Annotated in this window: 18 protein-coding genes; 12 read left to right on the top strand and 6 right to left on the bottom strand. The window is 67.3% G+C overall.

Going from position 1 to position 16,190, the window contains the following annotated elements:
• Window positions 1-35: 35 nt before the first annotated feature.
• Both argS and ACP7AS_RS05275 read right to left on the bottom strand, forming a co-directional pair.
• Window positions 36-1,838 (bottom strand): arginine--tRNA ligase, encoded by a 1,803-nt coding sequence (gene argS / locus ACP7AS_RS05280; protein WP_426027815.1) that lies wholly within the window; start codon window positions 1,836-1,838, stop codon window positions 36-38.
• A complete protein-coding gene (locus ACP7AS_RS05275; RefSeq protein WP_426027814.1) occupies window positions 1,839-2,552 on the bottom strand; it encodes a Tat pathway signal sequence domain protein in 714 nt (237 codons plus the stop codon). It abuts the gene before it with no gap.
• Window positions 2,553-2,712: 160 nt separating this feature from the next.
• On the opposite strand from ACP7AS_RS05275, the gene ispH reads away from it, so the two are divergent.
• The 6 genes from ispH (at window position 2,713) to rlmJ (ending at window position 8,271) form a co-directional block, all read left to right on the top strand.
• Entirely contained in the window at window positions 2,713-3,684 is a 972-nt protein-coding gene (gene ispH / locus ACP7AS_RS05270; protein ID WP_426027813.1) for a 4-hydroxy-3-methylbut-2-enyl diphosphate reductase, read from the top strand.
• A 79-nt stretch (window positions 3,685-3,763) separates the two neighbouring features.
• Entirely contained in the window at window positions 3,764-4,681 is a 918-nt protein-coding gene (locus ACP7AS_RS05265) for a DUF4232 domain-containing protein (RefSeq protein WP_426027812.1), read from the top strand.
• A 55-nt stretch (window positions 4,682-4,736) separates the two neighbouring features.
• A complete protein-coding gene (locus ACP7AS_RS05260) occupies window positions 4,737-5,939 on the top strand; it encodes a glycine C-acetyltransferase (protein WP_426027811.1) in 1,203 nt (400 codons plus the stop codon).
• On the top strand, window positions 5,939-6,991 hold the full coding sequence (gene tdh / locus ACP7AS_RS05255) for an L-threonine 3-dehydrogenase (RefSeq protein ID WP_426027810.1): 1,053 nt from the start codon (window positions 5,939-5,941) through the stop codon (window positions 6,989-6,991). The genes ACP7AS_RS05260 and tdh overlap by 1 nt, the downstream gene beginning before the upstream one ends.
• A gap of 9 nt (window positions 6,992-7,000) precedes the next feature.
• Complete coding sequence (locus tag ACP7AS_RS05250; protein WP_426027809.1) at window positions 7,001-7,456, top strand: opioid growth factor receptor-related protein; 456 nt, start codon at window positions 7,001-7,003, stop codon at window positions 7,454-7,456.
• Window positions 7,453-8,271 carry a 23S rRNA (adenine(2030)-N(6))-methyltransferase RlmJ gene (gene rlmJ, locus ACP7AS_RS05245; RefSeq protein WP_426027808.1) on the top strand — a complete coding sequence of 273 codons (819 nt, stop codon included), beginning with the start codon at window positions 7,453-7,455 and terminating at the stop codon, window positions 8,269-8,271. The genes ACP7AS_RS05250 and rlmJ overlap by 4 nt, the downstream gene beginning before the upstream one ends.
• Here the strand turns inward: rlmJ and ACP7AS_RS05240 are convergent.
• Window positions 8,264-8,593, bottom strand: coding sequence for an antibiotic biosynthesis monooxygenase family protein (locus ACP7AS_RS05240; RefSeq protein WP_426027807.1), 330 nt, complete (start codon window positions 8,591-8,593; stop codon window positions 8,264-8,266). The two genes, rlmJ and ACP7AS_RS05240, sit on opposite strands and share 8 nt — an antisense overlap.
• A 73-nt stretch (window positions 8,594-8,666) precedes the next feature.
• On the opposite strand from ACP7AS_RS05240, the gene ACP7AS_RS05235 reads away from it, so the two are divergent.
• A complete protein-coding gene (locus tag ACP7AS_RS05235) occupies window positions 8,667-9,365 on the top strand; it encodes a type 1 glutamine amidotransferase (RefSeq protein ID WP_426027806.1) in 699 nt (232 codons plus the stop codon).
• Window positions 9,366-9,375: 10 nt separating this feature from the next.
• On the opposite strand, the gene hemF is transcribed toward ACP7AS_RS05235, so the two are convergent.
• On the bottom strand, window positions 9,376-10,251 hold the full coding sequence (gene hemF / locus ACP7AS_RS05230) for an oxygen-dependent coproporphyrinogen oxidase (protein ID WP_426027805.1): 876 nt from the start codon (window positions 10,249-10,251) through the stop codon (window positions 9,376-9,378).
• 80 nt (window positions 10,252-10,331) lie between these two features.
• Here hemF and ACP7AS_RS05225 point away from each other — a divergent pair, with 80 nt between their 5' ends.
• Entirely contained in the window at window positions 10,332-11,594 is a 1,263-nt protein-coding gene (locus ACP7AS_RS05225; protein WP_426027804.1) for a dipeptidase, read from the top strand.
• A 7-nt stretch (window positions 11,595-11,601) separates the two neighbouring features.
• On the opposite strand, the gene ACP7AS_RS05220 is transcribed toward ACP7AS_RS05225, so the two are convergent.
• Window positions 11,602-12,003, bottom strand: coding sequence for a BLUF domain-containing protein (locus tag ACP7AS_RS05220; protein ID WP_426027803.1), 402 nt, complete (start codon window positions 12,001-12,003; stop codon window positions 11,602-11,604).
• Between the two features lie 200 nt (window positions 12,004-12,203).
• On the opposite strand from ACP7AS_RS05220, the gene ACP7AS_RS05215 reads away from it, so the two are divergent.
• Window positions 12,204-12,683 (top strand): TspO/MBR family protein, encoded by a 480-nt coding sequence (locus ACP7AS_RS05215; protein WP_426027802.1) that lies wholly within the window; start codon window positions 12,204-12,206, stop codon window positions 12,681-12,683.
• Here the strand turns inward: ACP7AS_RS05215 and ACP7AS_RS05210 are convergent.
• Window positions 12,671-13,111 (bottom strand): tRNA (cytidine(34)-2'-O)-methyltransferase, encoded by a 441-nt coding sequence (locus tag ACP7AS_RS05210; protein WP_426027801.1) that lies wholly within the window; start codon window positions 13,109-13,111, stop codon window positions 12,671-12,673. The genes ACP7AS_RS05215 and ACP7AS_RS05210 overlap by 13 nt on opposite strands.
• Before the next feature lie 196 nt (window positions 13,112-13,307).
• On the opposite strand from ACP7AS_RS05210, the gene petA reads away from it, so the two are divergent.
• Genes petA through ACP7AS_RS05195 form a run of 3 tightly spaced genes read left to right on the top strand, consistent with a single transcriptional unit; the run spans window position 13,308 to window position 16,071 of the window.
• Window positions 13,308-13,850, top strand: a complete 543-nt coding sequence (petA, locus tag ACP7AS_RS05205; protein ID WP_426027800.1) for a ubiquinol-cytochrome c reductase iron-sulfur subunit — start codon at window positions 13,308-13,310, stop codon at window positions 13,848-13,850.
• Window positions 13,851-13,861: 11 nt separating this feature from the next.
• Window positions 13,862-15,190, top strand: coding sequence for a cytochrome b (locus tag ACP7AS_RS05200; protein ID WP_426027799.1), 1,329 nt, complete (start codon window positions 13,862-13,864; stop codon window positions 15,188-15,190).
• An 8-nt stretch (window positions 15,191-15,198) separates the two neighbouring features.
• Window positions 15,199-16,071, top strand: a complete 873-nt coding sequence (locus ACP7AS_RS05195; protein WP_426027798.1) for a cytochrome c1 — start codon at window positions 15,199-15,201, stop codon at window positions 16,069-16,071.
• The last annotated feature ends 119 nt before the right edge of the window (window positions 16,072-16,190 follow it).

The raw sequence follows: 16,190 nt of genomic DNA, 5'->3' as shown, positions 1-16,190 counted from the left end.
CTTGCCGGTTCCGGCGGCCCAGCGCCAGCCGCTCGCTACATCCGCTCCGGCGTGTCGATTCCTAGAAGGTTCAGCGCCGTCTCCAGCTGCTCCAGCGCGGCCTTCGACAGCGCCAGCCGCGAGCCCCGGATCGCGGCGTCCGGCGCAATCAGCACCGGGCAGGCGGCGTAGAATTTGGAGAAAGACTGCGCCAGCCGGAAGGCGTGTTCGGCCACCACGTGCGGCATCCGCTTGTCATAGGCCTCGCTCACGGCCTGCGAGAAGGCGTCCAGCGTCAGGGCCAGATCGCGCTCGGCCGGTTCGGCGATGACGATGGGGCCGGGCATTGCACCCTGGTCCGCGCCCTTGCGCAGCAGGGATTTGATGCGGACGGCCTGGTACAGCAGATAGGGGCCGGTCTTGCCCTCGAAGCTCATGAACCGGTCCAGGTCGAAGACGTAGCTGGTGGTCCGGCTGTTCGACAGGTCGGCGAATTTCAGGGCCGCGACGGCCACCTTGTGGGCGATGGTCTCGAACTCGGCCTCGGGCAGATCGTCGCCGAGTTTGGCCTCATGCAGCCGCTCGCGCGCCTTTTCGACCGCCATGGTGATCAGGTCGTGCAGCTTCAGCACCCCGCCCGCCCGGGTCTTGAAGGGTTTGCCGTCAGGCCCGTTCATGGTGCCGAAGCCGAGGTGGTCCAGCGACCCTTCGACCGCATAGCCGGCCAGGTAGGCCGCGCGGAACACCTGTTCGAAATGCTCGGCCTGACGCTCGTCGACGACGTAGAGGATCAGGTCGGGGTTGATCGCCTTGCGCCGGTCCAGAATGGTGGCCAGGTCGGTCGTGCCGTACATGGCCGACCCTTCCGAGCTGATGACCAGCAGGGGCGGCGGGCTCGGGGCCTCGATCACCGAGCCGTCGGCCAGCTTCTTCTTGCGGGTCTCGCCGGGTCGGGCCACGTGAACCACGCGCGCGCCGTCGTCCTCGACCAGCAGGCCTGTGGCTTCCAGATGGGCGATCATCTCGGCCATCACCGGGTCGGCGTCGCTTTCGCCGTTCCACAGGTCGAAGGTGACATCGAGAGCACCGAACTCGCGCTCCAGCGCCGTGCGGCTGACGGCGACGAAATGTGCCCAGAGGGCGCGATAGCCCGGGCGGCCGACCTGCAGCTCGGCCGTCGCCTTGCGGGCCCGGTCGCGGAACTCGGGGTCTTCCTTGGCCATGGCGGCCGCGGCCGGATACAGGCGCTCGAGGTCTTCCAGCGTCACCGGACTATCGGGCGGGAACGGACCATCCCCCTGGACGAGGAAGCCGTCCGCCTTGCCCTCGTCGCCCACGGCGACGATCAGCAGGCCCATCTGGAAGCCCCAGTCGCCGAAATGGGCGTCGCCCCAGACAGTGTCGCCACGGAATCGGAACAGCCGCTTCAGACTCTCGCCGATGATGGACGAGCGCAGGTGACCGACGTGCATCGGCTTGGCCACATTGGGGCCAGCGAAATCGATGATGACCTTGCGGCGAGCCGAGACGGTCGACGCGCCGGAGTGGTCGGTGTCGGCTGCGACCTCTGCCGCGCGTTCAGACAGGGCGCGGTCCGCCAGCTTCAGATTGATGAAGCCCGGGCCGGCCACCTCGACGGAAGCCAGACGCGGATCGTCGGCCAGACGCCCGGCGACCCGCATGGCCAGCTCGCGTGGATTGGCCTTCAGCGCCTTGGCGGCGGCCAGGGCCCCGTTGGACTGAAAGTCGGCCAGATCCGGCCGGTCGGAGGTCGTCACTCGCGCCAGCGCGGGGTCCACGCCTTCGGCGGCGAAGGCGGCCCCGACCGCTTCGCCCAGGACAGTTCTGAGGTCGGTCATTTACTGGGCCGGGGGTGGTGTGGCGGCCGGGGTCCCCGCATTGACGCGGAAGCGGCTGCCCGATCGGTTGAACTCGGCCATCTGGGGCGTGACGTCGAAGCCGACCAGGATCTCGAAATGGTCGCCGCTGGTCGTGGCCTCGGCGCGCGGGATGACGATGGTCTGGTCCTGGGTGATCGTGGCCGTCTGGTCACCGTCGAAATTCACGGGCAGGTCGAAATATTCCTTGGCCAGGATGGCGCGGTTCCGTTCGGTCACGGCGATCCAGTAGCGATAGGTACGGCCATCGCCCTGGGCCTGAGGGCCACGGCCGAAATTGAACAGGATGCGGGCTTCGACGGTGATCGGCTGGTCCGACTGATAGCTGCAGTCCGACACGAGACCCTCGATCTCGCCGGTAAAGCCGACATTGGCGGCTGCGACCCGGTCTCCGGTCAGTTCGACATAGCGCGCTGCATCATACAGCACCTTCACATAGGGGCAGGGGCCGGCGGCAGCGCGGCGGCTCAGAGGCGCGATGCGCGGCGCACGCGGGGCGTCGGACTGTTCGCCCGGCTCACGCTGTTGCTGGTCCGGACGACCGGTCTGTCCCGGACGTCCCTGCTGTTGCTGGCCGGAGCCATACTGGGCATGGGCGGCCGTCGGGACGCCTACGACCGTGATCGCAACGGCGGCGAGGGCCGAAGCCAGGGAAACCTTGAGGACGCGACGCATGCAGGGGTCTTCCGGATACGAGGAGGGGCGGCGACAGCCAGACGCCGGCGGCACGCTCGCCGCTGATAGCGGCTAAACGGAGGCGCGGCAAACCCGCCGCGCGCAATCCCGGGGATGCATGCAGGTAGCGGGACGACGCTCGAACGACTAGGTTCCAGCCATGACTGTCCACGCGCCCATCCACCCGACCGCCAGGCGCGCCCTGACCGTGCGACTTGCCACCCCGCGCGGGTTCTGCGCCGGCGTCGATCGGGCCATCCAGATCGTCGAGCGCGCCATCGAGAAATTCGGGGCACCGGTCTATGTGCGCCACGAGATCGTCCACAATCGCCATGTGGTCGAGCGGCTGAAGGGCATGGGGGCCGTCTTCGTCAAGGAACTGGACGAGTGCCCCGACGATCGCCCGGTCGTCTTTTCGGCCCATGGCGTGCCCAAGTCGGTGCCGGCGACGGCTCGTGCGCGTGAGATGGTCTATCTGGACGCCACCTGTCCCCTGGTCTCCAAGGTCCATGTCGAGGCCGAGCGCCACCACGCCGCCGGTTGCCACATAATTCTGATCGGCCACGCCGGCCATCCCGAGGTCGTGGGCACCATGGGACAGCTGCCCGCCGGCGCGATCACCCTGGTCGAGACGGCCGCCGACGCGGAAGCCTTCCAGCGTCCGGGGGATGCGCCACTCGCCTACGCCACCCAGACTACCCTGTCGGTTGATGACACCAGCGAGATTCTGGCGGTGTTGAAGCGCCGGTTTCCTGAACTGCCCGATCCGCACAAGGAAGACATCTGCTACGCGACCACCAATCGCCAGGAGGCGGTCAAGCGGCTGGGTGAGGGGTGCGATCTGGTGCTCGTGATCGGTTCGGCCAACTCGTCCAACTCGGTGCGTCTGGTCGAGGTGGCCCTGCGGGCCGGGGCCCGCGACGCCCGTCTGGTCGATGACGCGACCCAGGTGGACTGGTCATGGCTGGACGGCGTTACAACGCTCGGCATAACCGCTGGTGCCTCGGCCCCGGAGCGTCTGATCCAGGACCTGATCGACGCCGTCCGCGCGCGCTTCGACGCCGATGTCATAGAGGACGCCGGCGAACGCGAAACGGTCGCCTTCAAGCTGCCGCGCCTGCTGACGGCCTGAGGAGGCCGTAACCCGGCCCTTGTGCAAGCGCAGCCTTTGGCTTTGGCTGGCGTTTACGGTTTGACCCAACGGAGTTCACATGCGCAGCCTTCGCATCGCCTGTACGATCGTCTCGACCGTCGCCCTGATGACGGCCGCGGGCTGCAGCCCTGATGCAGGGTCTCCGCCGACGGCACCGGTGGAGCCGACACCCGCGCCCGCCGGACCGATGTCCGCGCCGATCAGCTATGCCTGCGAAAGCGGGCAGGCGGTGACCGTAGCCTATCCCGACACGACGACGGCCCAGCTGACCTGGAAGGGCAAGGCCTACGCTCTGCGCGCTGTGCCGTCGGCGTCAGGCGCGCGCTTCACCGGCTCGGGTCTGGAATGGCAGAGTGCGGCCGTTGCCGGCCAGGAAACCACGACCCTCAGCCGTCTTGGGCCCGATCAGGATGTCGGCATCGCCGTGCTGGAACGCTGCAGCCGTCCGTCGGCGGGCCCCGTCGCCCCCGGCCCGGTACCGACCCCCGATACCCTGCCCGGCGGGCCGCTGCCCCCCGTGGACGCCCCCTGCAAAGGCCCCCAGCTGAAGCTCTCGGCCGACGGCGGCGACGCGGGCATGGGCCATCGGGTCACAATCGTCGGCGTTCAGAACCTGGGTACCCGGGCCTGCAGTCTGACCGGCTATCCTGTGGTGACCCTGCAGGATCCTCGCGGCAAAACCCTGACGACCGTGCGCGCCGACCAAAACCCCGGCAGCTATCTGCGCACCGGCGAGGCACCGGCCCCGGTCACGATCCAGCCGCAGGCCAGGGCCTTTTTCGACGTGGCCTGGAGCGTGGTCCCCAATGAAGGACAGGGTGAAACGGTTTGCCCGACCGCCGCCCGCATCCGCGCGGTCGCACCGGGCGACACCTCGCCCGTGACCCTCGCCCAGAGCTTCACCCCCTGCGGCGGCCGGATCCAGGTCAGCCCGTTCCGGGCCGTGGCTGAACCGGATGCGACACCGGGCGGATGAGTCTCACGCCCGGCGGGGGTTCAAACGGTCGCCAAAACGGCGTAGCGGAGCGCGCATGACCCAAGCCTCCAATCTGGCCTTCCACGACCGCATCCGCGCGGAGCTTGCCGATATCGACGCCCAGGGGCTGACCAAGCCCGAGCGGATCATCGCCTCCCGTCAGGGCCCGGTGATCAGGGTCGGCGGCCGCGATGTGCTGAATTTCTGCGCCAACAACTACCTTGGCCTCGCCGGCGACGAGCGGGTGGTCGAGGCCGGGATCGCCGCTCAGCGGACATGGGGGGCGGGTACGGCCTCGGTCCGCTTCATCTGTGGAACGCTGGAGATCCACAAGGAGCTGGAACGGTCGATCGCCGACTACCTCGGCTTCGAGGACACGATCCTGTTCGCCGCCGCCTTCGATGCCAACGGCGGCCTGTTCGAGCCGCTGTTCGGGGCCGAGGACGCCATCGTTTCCGACAGCCTGAACCATGCCTCGATCATCGATGGTGTGCGGCTGTGCAAGGCCAAACGCTACCGCTTCGCCAACTCCGACATGGACGACCTCGAGACCCAGCTGAAACAGGCCCGGGCCGACGGGGCGCGCGAGATCGTCATCGCCACCGACGGCGTCTTCTCGATGGACGGCTATATCGCGAAGCTGAAGGACATCCGGGCGCTGGCCGACAAATACGACGCCCTGATCATGGTCGACGACTGCCATGCCACCGGCTTCCTCGGTCCGCAGGGACGCGGCTCCTACGCCCACCACGGGGTCGAGATCGACTTCCTGACCGGCACCTTCGGCAAGGCCCTGGGTGGGGCCATGGGCGGCTTCATCTGCGCCACGTCCGAGGTGGTTCAGCTCCTGAAGCAGCGGGCGCGGCCCTATCTGTTCTCCAACGCCCTGGCCCCCGCGATCTGCGGCTCCAGCCTCGAGGCCATCCGCATTTCGGGTGGTGAGGAAGGCGATGCCCTGCGCACGCAGCTGTTCGCCAACGCCGCCCGCTATCGCGAGGCAATGACCGAGGCGGGCTTCACCCTGCTGCCCGGCGAGCACCCGATCATCCCCGTCATGCTGAATGACGCGAAACTGGCCCAGGATTTCGCCGCCCGCGCGCTGGAACTCGGCGTCTATGTGATCGGTTTCAGCTTCCCCGTGGTGCCTCGGGGCCAGGCGCGCATCCGCACCCAGATGTCGGCGGCGCATACCTTCGAACAGATTGATCAAACGGTCGCGGCGTTCACGACGGCAGGACGGGAATTGGGAGTTATCTGATGACCACCACCATGAAGGCCCTGGCCAAGACCAAGCCCGGCGTGGGCCTGGAGCTGATCGACGCCCCGGTCCCGGTCGCCGGCCCTGAGGACGTGCTCATCCGCGTCAAGCGCACGGCCGTGTGCGGCACCGACATCCACATCTGGAACTGGGACGAGTGGAGCCAGAAGAATGTCCCCGTGCCGATGATCACCGGTCACGAGTTCTCGGGCGAGATCGTTGCCATCGGCAAGGACGTCGACCGCCGCCTCAAGATCGGCCAGCGCGTCTCGGCCGAGGGCCATGTCATCGACCTGAACTCCGAAGCGGCCCGCGCCGGCCATTTCCACCTTGACCCCGCCACCCGCGGAATCGGCGTGAACCGTCAGGGCGCCTTCGCCGAATTCGTTGTGGCCCCGGCGTTCAACGTCATCGAGCTGCCCGACGACGTGCCCTGGGAGATCGGCGCGATCCTCGATCCGTTCGGCAACGCCGTGCACACGGCGCAGCAGTTCGACCTGCTGGGGGAGGACGTGCTGGTCACGGGCGCGGGTCCCATCGGCATGATGGCCGCGGCCGTCGCCCGCCACGCCGGTGCCCGCACGGTCGTCCTGACCGACATCAACGACTTCCGCCTCGAGCTGGCGCAGAAGGTCGCGCCTGGCGTGCGGACCGTGAACACCACCCGTGAGGACCTGCACGACGTCATGCACGAGCTGGGCCTGAAGGTCGGCTTCGACGTGGCGCTGGAGATGTCGGGCTCGCCGATCGCCTTCAAACAGTGCGTCGACACCCTGATCATGGGGGGTGGCATGGCCATGCTTGGCATTCCGTCGAAGCCGATGGAGACCGACTGGGGGGCCATCATCCTGAAGGCCCTGACCATCAAGGGCGTCTATGGGCGCGAGATGTTCACGACCTGGCGCAAGATGCTGGGCCTTCTCACGGCCGGCCTCGACCTGACCCCGTTGATCACCCACCAGATGGGCTATGAACGTTTCGAGGAGGGCTTCGAAGCCATGCGCTCGGGCCAGTCGGGCAAGGTTGTGCTCAACTGGGACAAGGCGGCCTAGGCCCGAACCATGTCAGTGTCCGCCCCGGTCGTGGCTTTCCTGGAAGGCGAAGGTCCAGACGCCCGGGGGCGGTCGTTGTTCGACGTCCTGGCGTTCGACAATGCGGCCCTTGAGAGCCACCACGACTTTATCCAGTGGCTGTTCCCGCTTCGGGAGCCTTCGCATGCCGTGCCCGGGTCGCCGGTGCTGACCGACGCCGAGGTCGAGGCGATCAAGGACTCCGGCATGGCCCAGTGCGCCCTCGCCGCCGCGACCGACCGGATGGACGCCTTCTATCGCGCCACCCACGACTGGCTGATGCCCAACGACCACAACCACCGGCGGATCACCCGGATCATCCGGTCCCTGCGGCTTCTGGTTGGCGACGACCAGGCCGAAGCCTTCAAGGCCGCGATCCTGTCGCGGGTCGAACTGACGCGGGCTCCCGTCAGCGCCCGCAGCCGCGGTTACTGGATGACAGCATGAACTATCGCCACAGCTTTCACGCCGGGAATTTCGCGGACCTGGTCAAGCATTCCCTGCTTCTGTGGCTGCTCGAGCGCGGTCAGGCCGACGGCCCCCTGACGGTCATCGACACCCATGCGGGTGCCGGCCTCTATGATCTCACCGGCGACGCCGCGCGGTCGAAGGAGGCCGAGGCAGGCGTCGTTCGCCTGATGGCCGCCGAAGGGCGTCCGCCCCGGATCGAGGCGCTGGCCGCTGCCGTCGGCCGACTGAACCCGCAGGGCGGAGCGGCCCTCTATCCCGGCTCGCCCCTGCTCGTGGCGCAGACGCTGCGCGACGAGGACCGTTATGTCGGTTTCGAACTGAACCCGCCGATCCTCAGCCTGCTGACCGAGGCGCTCGCGCCCTATCCCGAGGCCGCGGCCGAGGGCGGGGACGGCTATGACCAGGCGGTTGCCTGGGCGGCCGAGGCGACCGGTCCGCTCGTGCTGATCGATCCGCCGTTCGAACAGCCGGACGACTATCTGCGCGCGGCCGATACGGGGGCCGCCATCGTTCGCGCCGACGCCCGGGCCACGGTGGCGATCTGGACCCCCCTGAAGGACCTCGAGACCTTCGACGGCTTCCTGCGCCGACTGGATCAGGCCGGTGCGCAGCGTGTGCTGGTGGCTGAGGCCCGCCTGCGTCCGCTCACCGATCCGATGAGGATGAACGGCTGTGCGGTGGTAATCCTGAATCCACCCGCCGGTGCCGAGGCGGCGGCGAAGGAAATCTGCGGCTGGGTGGTGGCCAACCTTGGCGAGACCGGTGCCAGGGCCGACGTCTGGTTCACCTGACGGCCGGGGGCTCCGGTTCGAACACCTCGCCGGCTTCGTAGAGGTGGGGCTCGAAGGTGGCGATGGCCATGATCGGCTCCATGGCGGCGTTGATGGCCGGATCGCGCGCCATCGCCTTCCAGGCTTCGCGGGTCCGCCAGACAGCGTGCACCGCCGCCACCTTGCCGTTCAGCCCCCGATGCAGCGTCGCCGAGACGAATCCGTCCAGCGATCGCTGGGCCCGGACCATGACGGTCAACAGCTCCATCAACTCGTCCAGCCGCTCCGGTGGGCAGCGATAAACGTTGATCAGGACAACGGGCGCGGCGTCGGTATCGGTCATCGCGCCTCCATACCGGATCGCCCTTCCGCCGTCTTGCGCGATCGCCCATATCGGTGGGCTCGAGGAAACCTGAATGACCCGTATCGCAATTCTTGAGACCGGCGCGCCGCCCGCCGCCCTCGCCGGGACCCATGGCGACTATCCGGCCATGTTCCGCGACCTGCTGGGCGAGGGATTCGCTTTCGAGACCTTCGATGTCCAGGCGGGCGAGTGGCCGGATGCGGAGGCCTTCCACGCCGCGATCATCACAGGCTCATCCGCGGGGGTCTATGAAGCCGACCCGTGGATCGTCGATCTGCTGGACTGGATCCGCGCCGCCAGGGGTCGGACCCGGATGGTCGGCGTCTGCTTCGGTCATCAGGCCATGGCCCAGGCGCTGGGCGGCCGGGTCGAGAAGTCGGACAAGGGCTGGGGCGTCGGCCTGCACCGCTATGAGGTGGTTTCCAACGAGCCATGGATGAGTCCCGTCGCCGCTTCCGTGGCCCTCCCGGCCTCGCATCAGGATCAGGTGGTCGAACCGCCGACGGACGCCCGCGTCATTCTGCGCAGCGACTTCACGCCCTTCGCCGGGCTGGCCTGGGGCGAGGACGCCATCTCGATGCAGCCGCATCCCGAGTTCACCCCGGCCTTCGCGACCGCCCTGACGGCTGGGCGGCACGACCGGATCGATCCGGCGCTGGTCGAGCGGGCCGTGGACAGTCTGAAGACGGCCGATGACCGGGCGATTCTGGCTGACTGGATCAAGGCGTTTGTGGTCTCCCGCAACCCATGAGCGGGTGTCGTCAGGGCCACTTCACCACAGGCGGCATCGAGCTGAGGATCGATTCGACATTGCCGCCGGTCTTCAGTCCGAACGTCGTCCCCCGGTCGTAGAGCAGGTTGAACTCGACGTAGCGGCCGCGCCGGATCAGCTGTTCCTCGCGTTCCTCCGCCGTCCATGGCTCGGCCATGCGGCCGGCGACGATGGCGGAATAGGCGTCGAGGAAATGCATCCCCACGTCGCGCGTGAAGGCGAAGTCCCTGGCATAGTCGCCGCTGTCGTGGTGGTCGTAGAAGATGCCGCCGGTGCCGCGCGGCTCATTGCGATGGGGCAGCCAGAAATACTCGTCGCACCACTGTTTGAAGCGGGCGTGCCATTCGGGATCATGGGCATCGCAGGCCGACTTCATGGCCGCGTGGAAGGCGATCGTGTCGGCTGCGTCCGGGCGACGGTCCACATCAAGAACCGGCGTCAGGTCGCCACCGCCGCCGAACCAGCTCTTTGTCGTGGCGATGAAGCGGGTGTTCATATGCACCGCCGGGACGCGCGGGCTGACCGGATGGGCGATCAGGCTGATGCCGGTGGCATAGAAGCGCGGGTCCTCGGCGGCACCCGGCACCGTCTTCGCATAGTCGGCCGGAAACTCGCCGTGAACGGTCGAGACATGGACGCCGACCTTTTCGAACAGCCGTCCGTGCATCATCCCCAAGACGCCACCACCGCCGTCATGCCGGTCCCATGGGGTCCGGACGAACCGGCCCGGTTCGCCAGGGAACAGGTCGGCCGGTGCCGCGTCCTCCAGCGCCTCGAAGCCGGCGTGGATGCGATCGCGCAGGGTCTCGAACCAGGCGCGGGTCTCGGTCTTGCGTTGCTCAAGCGGGGGTGCGGCGGTGGTCATCCGCCTTCTCTAATCCCTTGACCCGTTGACGCACCACCCCCGTCTGCCACTGTTCTGCCTCTCAGTTCCCGGGAAACACCATGATCCGCACAGCCCTCCTGACCACGGTCGCTTCTGTCCTCATCGCCGGACCCGTTCTGGCCCAGACCGTCGATCCGGCGGGTGAGGCGCGCATCAGCCAGATTCTGCGCCGCACACCACTGATTGACGGGCACAACGACCTGCCGTGGGCGCTGCGCGAAAAATACGGCAATGACCCCTACGCTGTGGACCTGGCGACGGATCTCGACGCCACGACCGAACTGCACACCGATATTCCGCGCCTGCGGGCCGGTGGCGTCGGGGGTCAGTTCTGGTCGGTCTATGTTCCCGCGACCCTGACCCCCACCGAGGCCGCGCGCGAAACCTTCGAGCAGATCGACACCGTCAAGCGGATCGTCGCCGCCCATCCGGACGTGTTCGAACTGGCCACCACCGGGGCCGATGTCGAACGCATCCACCGCCGCGGCCGCATCGCCAGCCTGATTGGCATGGAGGGCGGCTATTCGATCGACGACTCCCTGGGTCTGCTGCGCGAATTCTTCGATGCCGGGGCCCGCTACATCACCCTGACCCACTCGAAGACCACCACCTGGGCCGACAGCGCCACCGATGCGCCGAAGTGGGGCGGCCTGTCTCCGTTCGGCGAGCAGGTTGTGCGCGAGATGAACCGGCTGGGGATGATGGTCGACCTCAGCCACGTCTCGGAAGAGACCATGCTGGACGCCATGCGGGTGTCCGAGGCCCCCGTGATCTTCTCCCATTCGTCGGCGCGGGCGGTAACGGCCCATCCGCGCAATGTGCCCGACAGCGTGCTGCGCCTGATGCCCGAGGACGGTGGGGTGGTGATGGTCACCTTCGTGCCCGGCTTCGTCTCCGAGACGGTGCGCGCCTGGAACAGCGCCCGGTCGGCCGAGGACGCCCGGCTGAAATCCCTGAACCCCGGCGATCCCGCCGCTGTGACCGCAGGCCTGGCGGCCTGGACGACGGCGCATCCGATCCCGCGCGCCACCGTCGCCGACGTCGTGGCCCACATCCAGCACGTTCGCGATGTGGCGGGGATCGACCATGTCGGCCTCGGCGGCGACTACGACGGCGTCGACGCCCTGCCGGTCGGGCTGGAGGGGGTGGACACCTATCCCCGCCTGCTGGCCGCCCTGATGGCCAACGGCTGGACCGAGGCGGATATCCGCAAGCTGGCCGGCGAGAATGTGCTGCGGGTGATGCGGGCCGTGGAAGCGGTGGCCGCGAGCAAGCGGGCAGAGCGGCCCCGGCTGGATGTGATCGCGGCTCCGGGGAACTGAGCGCCTGTCAGGTGTCCGGCTCGGCCCTGATCCGCTCGAACATAGCGAGCAATTCATCTGAACTGGCCCGTTCGGGCGCGCCGTCGGCCACCTCGTCCGGGGTCCACATCCAGGATCGGGCCGGGTCGTGGCGCATGGCCCATGTCGGGAAGAGGCGCTGCTCCGCCGGACCCGCGTGCAATCGTCGAACCTCCAGATGGCGGTCGTCGCGGGCTATGCGCCCGAACGCCGCGGTGACGGCATCGACGGGCCCTTCCAGCAGTTGCAGATACAGGTCTGCCCGGCAGATCAGTGAGCCGGTGATTCCCTCGCGCTCGTTCCACCGCCGCGCGTCGGCGAGGATGCCGTTGAGCATGCCTTCGTCGTAGCCGAACGGACGGGAGGCATAGACGACCTGAAACAGCGACATGGCGCACTCCGTCTCGATGCGGTCGTCGGAGGGGACCTCCGCCGCTCGACCACAGGAGCATCGGGCGGCTCGCAGGGCAAGCCGGGCTGCGGGCGGCTGCGACGCGGTGCCGGGCGCGAGGCGATCCCGCCGGTCGAAACCGATCAGGCTCCACGCGATTCCCACGCGCCACCGCCGCCGTTCTCGCCTAGAGTGTGGCCATGGATACCAGCATGTGGATCGCCGTGGCCGTGTTCGTCGGCCTGAATTTCGTCGCCGCGTCGAGTGGCGGCGCGTTCAGGCCCGGTGCCTGGTACCAGGCGCTCTCCAAGCCGGGCTGGACCCCGCCGAACTGGGTCTTCCCGGTGGTCTGGGGCTTCCTCTTCGCCATCAACGCCTGGGCGGGATGGCTGTTGTGGGAGGTGGCGGGCACCAGCGAGCCCCTGATCTTCGTCGCCTACATCCTGTCCCTGATGCTGAACGCCGGCTGGTCGTGGCTGTTTTTCGGTCGGCGGCGGATGGATCTCGCCCTGATCGACGTCACCCTGCTCTGGCTTTCGCTGGCGGCTCTGGTTGCCCTGTTCTGGCCACTGCGGCCGTTCGCGGCGATGCTGCTGCTGCCCTATCTGTCCTGGGTCACCATCGCCGCCTTCCTGAACCTGCGGATGATCCAGCTGAACCCCCGGGCTCAACGGGTCTGACGCAGGGCCTCGAACAGGCCGATGCCGGCGCTGACGGCGAGGTTCAGGGACCGGGCCTCCGCCGCGATGGGGATCACCACCCGCGCATCGGACGCAGCGTGCGCAAAGTCAGGCGCGCCCGACGGCTCGCTGCCGAACAGCAGGACGTCGTCGGGCTGGAAGACGAAATCATTCAGCGGCGTGGCCCCTTTCGTCGTGAACAGCACAAGCCGTCCGGCACCGCGGTCGCGCTGGAAGGCGTCCCAGTCCGAATGCCGCGTCATATGCCCGAGGGGACCATAGTCGAGTGCCGCGCGCTTCATGGCCCGGTCGTCAAGGCGAAAGCCGGTCGGCTCGATCACATGCAGTCCGACGCCGAAACAGGCACCCAGGCGGATGCAGGCACCGACATTCTGCGGAATGGCTGGTTGAAAAAGAGCGAGACGCATTCTAAGGCCCTCATACGCGCGGCCCGGGGGTCTGTCGCGGCTCGAATTGCGACTGTTTCTCAAGGAGGCAGGGCAGTTTGCGGCGATGAGCCGCAATATCGGGCCGGGCCAGATCGACTGCAAAGCGCTAAAGCACCCATGCCTGTCCTGCCGCGCCCCTGTTCGGGCCCGGATCACGGCGTACGAGGAGTAAGACGTGGCCGAATCGGTCGTGACTGAGAACGGTGAGGGCGGCGAAGCCTCCCGCCGGGACTTTATCCATATCGCGGCGGGTGCCGCCGCTGTCGGTGCCGGGGCCATGCTGGTCTGGCCGCTGATCAATTCGATGAACCCCGCCGCCGACACCCTGGCGCTGGCGTCGATCGAATTCGACATGAGCAAGGTCCAGGAGGGCCAGCAGGTCGTCATCAAGTGGCAGGGCAAGCCCGTGTTCGTCCGCTACCGGACGCCCAGGGAAGTCCAGGAGGCCGTTGCGGCCCCGATGTCCGCGCTGAAGGATCCGCAGGCCGATGCCGACCGCATCAAGGCCGGCCATCAGCAATATCTGGTCCTGCTGGGCAACTGCACCCATCTGGGCTGCATCCCGACGTTCGGGGCTGGCGATTTCGGCGGCTGGTTCTGCCCCTGCCACGGGTCGCACTACGACACCTCGGGCCGTATCCGTAAGGGTCCTGCACCCGCGAACCTTGTCGTGCCGGAGTATGCCTACCTCTCCGACACCCGCATCAAGATCGGCTGAGGGCAAGACCGATGAGCGATCACGAATCCACCTACGTCCCCAAGAGCGGCGTCGAGAAATGGCTCGATACCCGCCTGCCGATCATCCGCTTCGGGGCCGACTACATGTCGCTGCCGACGCCGAAGAACCTGAACTACTGGTACACCTTCGGCGGCATCCTCGCCCTGTGCCTGGTCGTCCAGATCGCCACCGGCATCATTCTGGCGATGCACTATGTGCCCAACACCGAAATGGCCTTCGCTTCGGTCGAGCGCATCATGCGCGACGTCAACGGCGGTGACCTGATCCGCTATACCCACGCCACCGGGGCCTCGATGTTCTTCATCGCGGTCTATATCCACATGCTGCGCGGCCTCTACTACGGCTCCTACAAGGCCCCGCGCGAAATGATCTGGATCGTCGGCTGCCTGATCTTCTTCCTGATGATCGCGACCGCCTTCCTCGGCTACGTCCTGCCCTGGGGCCAGATGTCCTACTGGGGTGCCGAGGTGATCACCAACCTGATCGGGGCCATCCCCCTGATCGGTGAGCCGGTGCTGATCTGGCTGCGCGGCGGCCCGGCGATCGATAACGCCACCCTGAACCGCTTCTTCTCGCTTCACTATCTGCTGCCGTTCGTCATCGCCGGCTGCGTGGTCCTGCACCTGTGGGCCCTGCACACGGCCGGTCAGAACAACCCCGTCGGCATCCTGATCCCCAAGGATCGGGAGAAGAAGGACATGCTGCCCTTCCACCCGTATTTCACGGTCAAGGACGGCTTCGCGATCATCATGTTCATGATCCTGTTCGCGATCTTCGTCTTCTTCATGCCCAACGCCCTGGGCCACGCCGACAACTACATTCCGGCCAACCCGCTGGTGACCCCGGCTCACATCGTGCCCGAATGGTACATGCTGCCGTTCTACGCCATCCTGCGGGCGATCCCGGACAAGTTCGGCGGCGTAGTGGCCATGTTCGGTGCCATCGGCGTGCTGTTCGTCCTGCCCTGGCTGGATACGTCAAAGGTGCGGTCGATGCGCTATCGCCCGACCATGCAGACCTTCTTCGTCATCTTCGTCGTCGTCGGCCTGATCCTGGGCTGGTGCGGGGCCCAACTGCCCGACGCGCCGGTAATCGGGACCTTCAAGACCTTCATCCTGATCGACGGGGACCTGAACTCCTATCTTTGGCTGACCCGCTTCGCGACCGCCTACTACTTTGCCTTCTTCCTGATCATCATGCCGCTGGTCGGCCTGAGAGAGACGCCGAAGGCCATTCCTGCGACGATCTCGGAACCGGTGCTGTCAGGCGGCGACGTCATGACATCGGCGGCTCCGGCCGCGCCCGAGAAGAAGGGCTGATCGCGACCATGACCCTCCAGACGAATATCCGCTCCATGAAGAAGTCCCTGGTTCTGATCGCGGCCGCCGCCGGTCTGGCGCTCGCCGCCACGCCGGCCCTTGCGGCCGGCAAGGCGCACGAGCTGCGTAGCGGCGGCTTCAGCTTTGAAGGCCCGTTCGGCACCTTCCAGCAGGGCCAGCTGCAGCGTGGCTACAAGGTCTATCGCGAAGTCTGCTCGGCCTGCCACAGCATGAATCTCATGCATTTCCGCACGCTGGCAGAACCCGGTGGTCCCTTCTTCGCCGAGGATCAGGCCAATCCGGCCGAGAACCGCTTCGTCAAGGCGCTGGCCAAAGAGGCGCAGGTTCCCGACATCGACACCGAGACCGGCGAGCCTCTGATGCGCGAGGGCACCCCGGCCGACCGCTTCCCCAGCCCCTTCGCCAACGCCACGGCCGCCGCTGCGGCCAACGGCGGCGCGGCCCCGCCCGACCTGTCGGTGATGGCCAAGGCCCGCGAGGGGGGTGCCAACTATATCTACTCGCTCCTGACCGGCTATCGCGACGCGCCCGCGGGTCTGACGATCCGTCCTGAGCAGAACTACAACATGTACATGGCCGGCGACCTGACGCCCTTCTGGACCGGCGAGGGCCACGCCCCGCTGGGCGGCTTCATCGCCATGGCGTCGCCCCTGTCGGACGGTCAGGTGACCTATGACGACGGCAAGCCCGAGACCGCCGATCAGTACGCCAAGGACGTGGCCGCCTTCATCGCCTGGGCGTCGGATCCCAAACAGGTCCAGCGCAAACAGGCCGGTATGGGCGTGATGATCTTCCTGTTCCTGTTCGCGGGGATCACCTACCTGAGCTATCGCCGCATCTGGAAGGGCGTCGCCCACTAGGCCAGCTGCGGTTCCCGGACCTGAACGAATGACCCGCCGGTGCCTCAGCGCCGGCGGGTTTTTCTTGCTCTTGCCCTTTCTCTGAAAGAACTTTACAAGACAAAGTGAAAAGGAGAGCC

Source organism: Brevundimonas sp. TWP2-3-4b2 (assembly GCF_049897345.1).
Taxonomy (GTDB): domain Bacteria; phylum Pseudomonadota; class Alphaproteobacteria; order Caulobacterales; family Caulobacteraceae; genus Brevundimonas.
The sequence above is the reverse complement of the archived record's forward strand: the minus strand, read 5'-3'. Positions and strand labels throughout refer to the sequence as shown.

Bases quoted from the DNA above. Each gene is read 5' to 3' on its own strand.
- argS (WP_426027815.1), bottom strand. From the start codon at position 1,838: ATGACCGACCTCAGAACTGTCCTGGGCGAAGCGGTCGGGGCCGCCTTC.
- ACP7AS_RS05275 (WP_426027814.1), bottom strand. From the start codon at position 2,552: ATGCGTCGCGTCCTCAAGGTTTCCCTGGCTTCGGCCCTCGCCGCCGTT.
- ispH (WP_426027813.1), top strand. From the start codon at position 2,713: ATGACTGTCCACGCGCCCATCCACCCGACCGCCAGGCGCGCCCTGACC.
- ACP7AS_RS05265 (WP_426027812.1), top strand. From the start codon at position 3,764: ATGCGCAGCCTTCGCATCGCCTGTACGATCGTCTCGACCGTCGCCCTG.
- ACP7AS_RS05260 (WP_426027811.1), top strand. From the start codon at position 4,737: ATGACCCAAGCCTCCAATCTGGCCTTCCACGACCGCATCCGCGCGGAG.
- tdh (WP_426027810.1), top strand. From the start codon at position 5,939: ATGACCACCACCATGAAGGCCCTGGCCAAGACCAAGCCCGGCGTGGGC.
- ACP7AS_RS05250 (WP_426027809.1), top strand. From the start codon at position 7,001: ATGTCAGTGTCCGCCCCGGTCGTGGCTTTCCTGGAAGGCGAAGGTCCA.
- rlmJ (WP_426027808.1), top strand. From the start codon at position 7,453: ATGAACTATCGCCACAGCTTTCACGCCGGGAATTTCGCGGACCTGGTC.
- ACP7AS_RS05240 (WP_426027807.1), bottom strand. From the start codon at position 8,593: ATGACCGATACCGACGCCGCGCCCGTTGTCCTGATCAACGTTTATCGC.
- ACP7AS_RS05235 (WP_426027806.1), top strand. From the start codon at position 8,667: ATGACCCGTATCGCAATTCTTGAGACCGGCGCGCCGCCCGCCGCCCTC.
- hemF (WP_426027805.1), bottom strand. From the start codon at position 10,251: ATGACCACCGCCGCACCCCCGCTTGAGCAACGCAAGACCGAGACCCGC.
- ACP7AS_RS05225 (WP_426027804.1), top strand. From the start codon at position 10,332: ATGATCCGCACAGCCCTCCTGACCACGGTCGCTTCTGTCCTCATCGCC.
- ACP7AS_RS05220 (WP_426027803.1), bottom strand. From the start codon at position 12,003: ATGTCGCTGTTTCAGGTCGTCTATGCCTCCCGTCCGTTCGGCTACGAC.
- ACP7AS_RS05215 (WP_426027802.1), top strand. From the start codon at position 12,204: ATGGATACCAGCATGTGGATCGCCGTGGCCGTGTTCGTCGGCCTGAAT.
- ACP7AS_RS05210 (WP_426027801.1), bottom strand. From the start codon at position 13,111: ATGCGTCTCGCTCTTTTTCAACCAGCCATTCCGCAGAATGTCGGTGCC.
- ACP7AS_RS05200 (WP_426027799.1), top strand. From the start codon at position 13,862: ATGAGCGATCACGAATCCACCTACGTCCCCAAGAGCGGCGTCGAGAAA.
- ACP7AS_RS05195 (WP_426027798.1), top strand. From the start codon at position 15,199: ATGACCCTCCAGACGAATATCCGCTCCATGAAGAAGTCCCTGGTTCTG.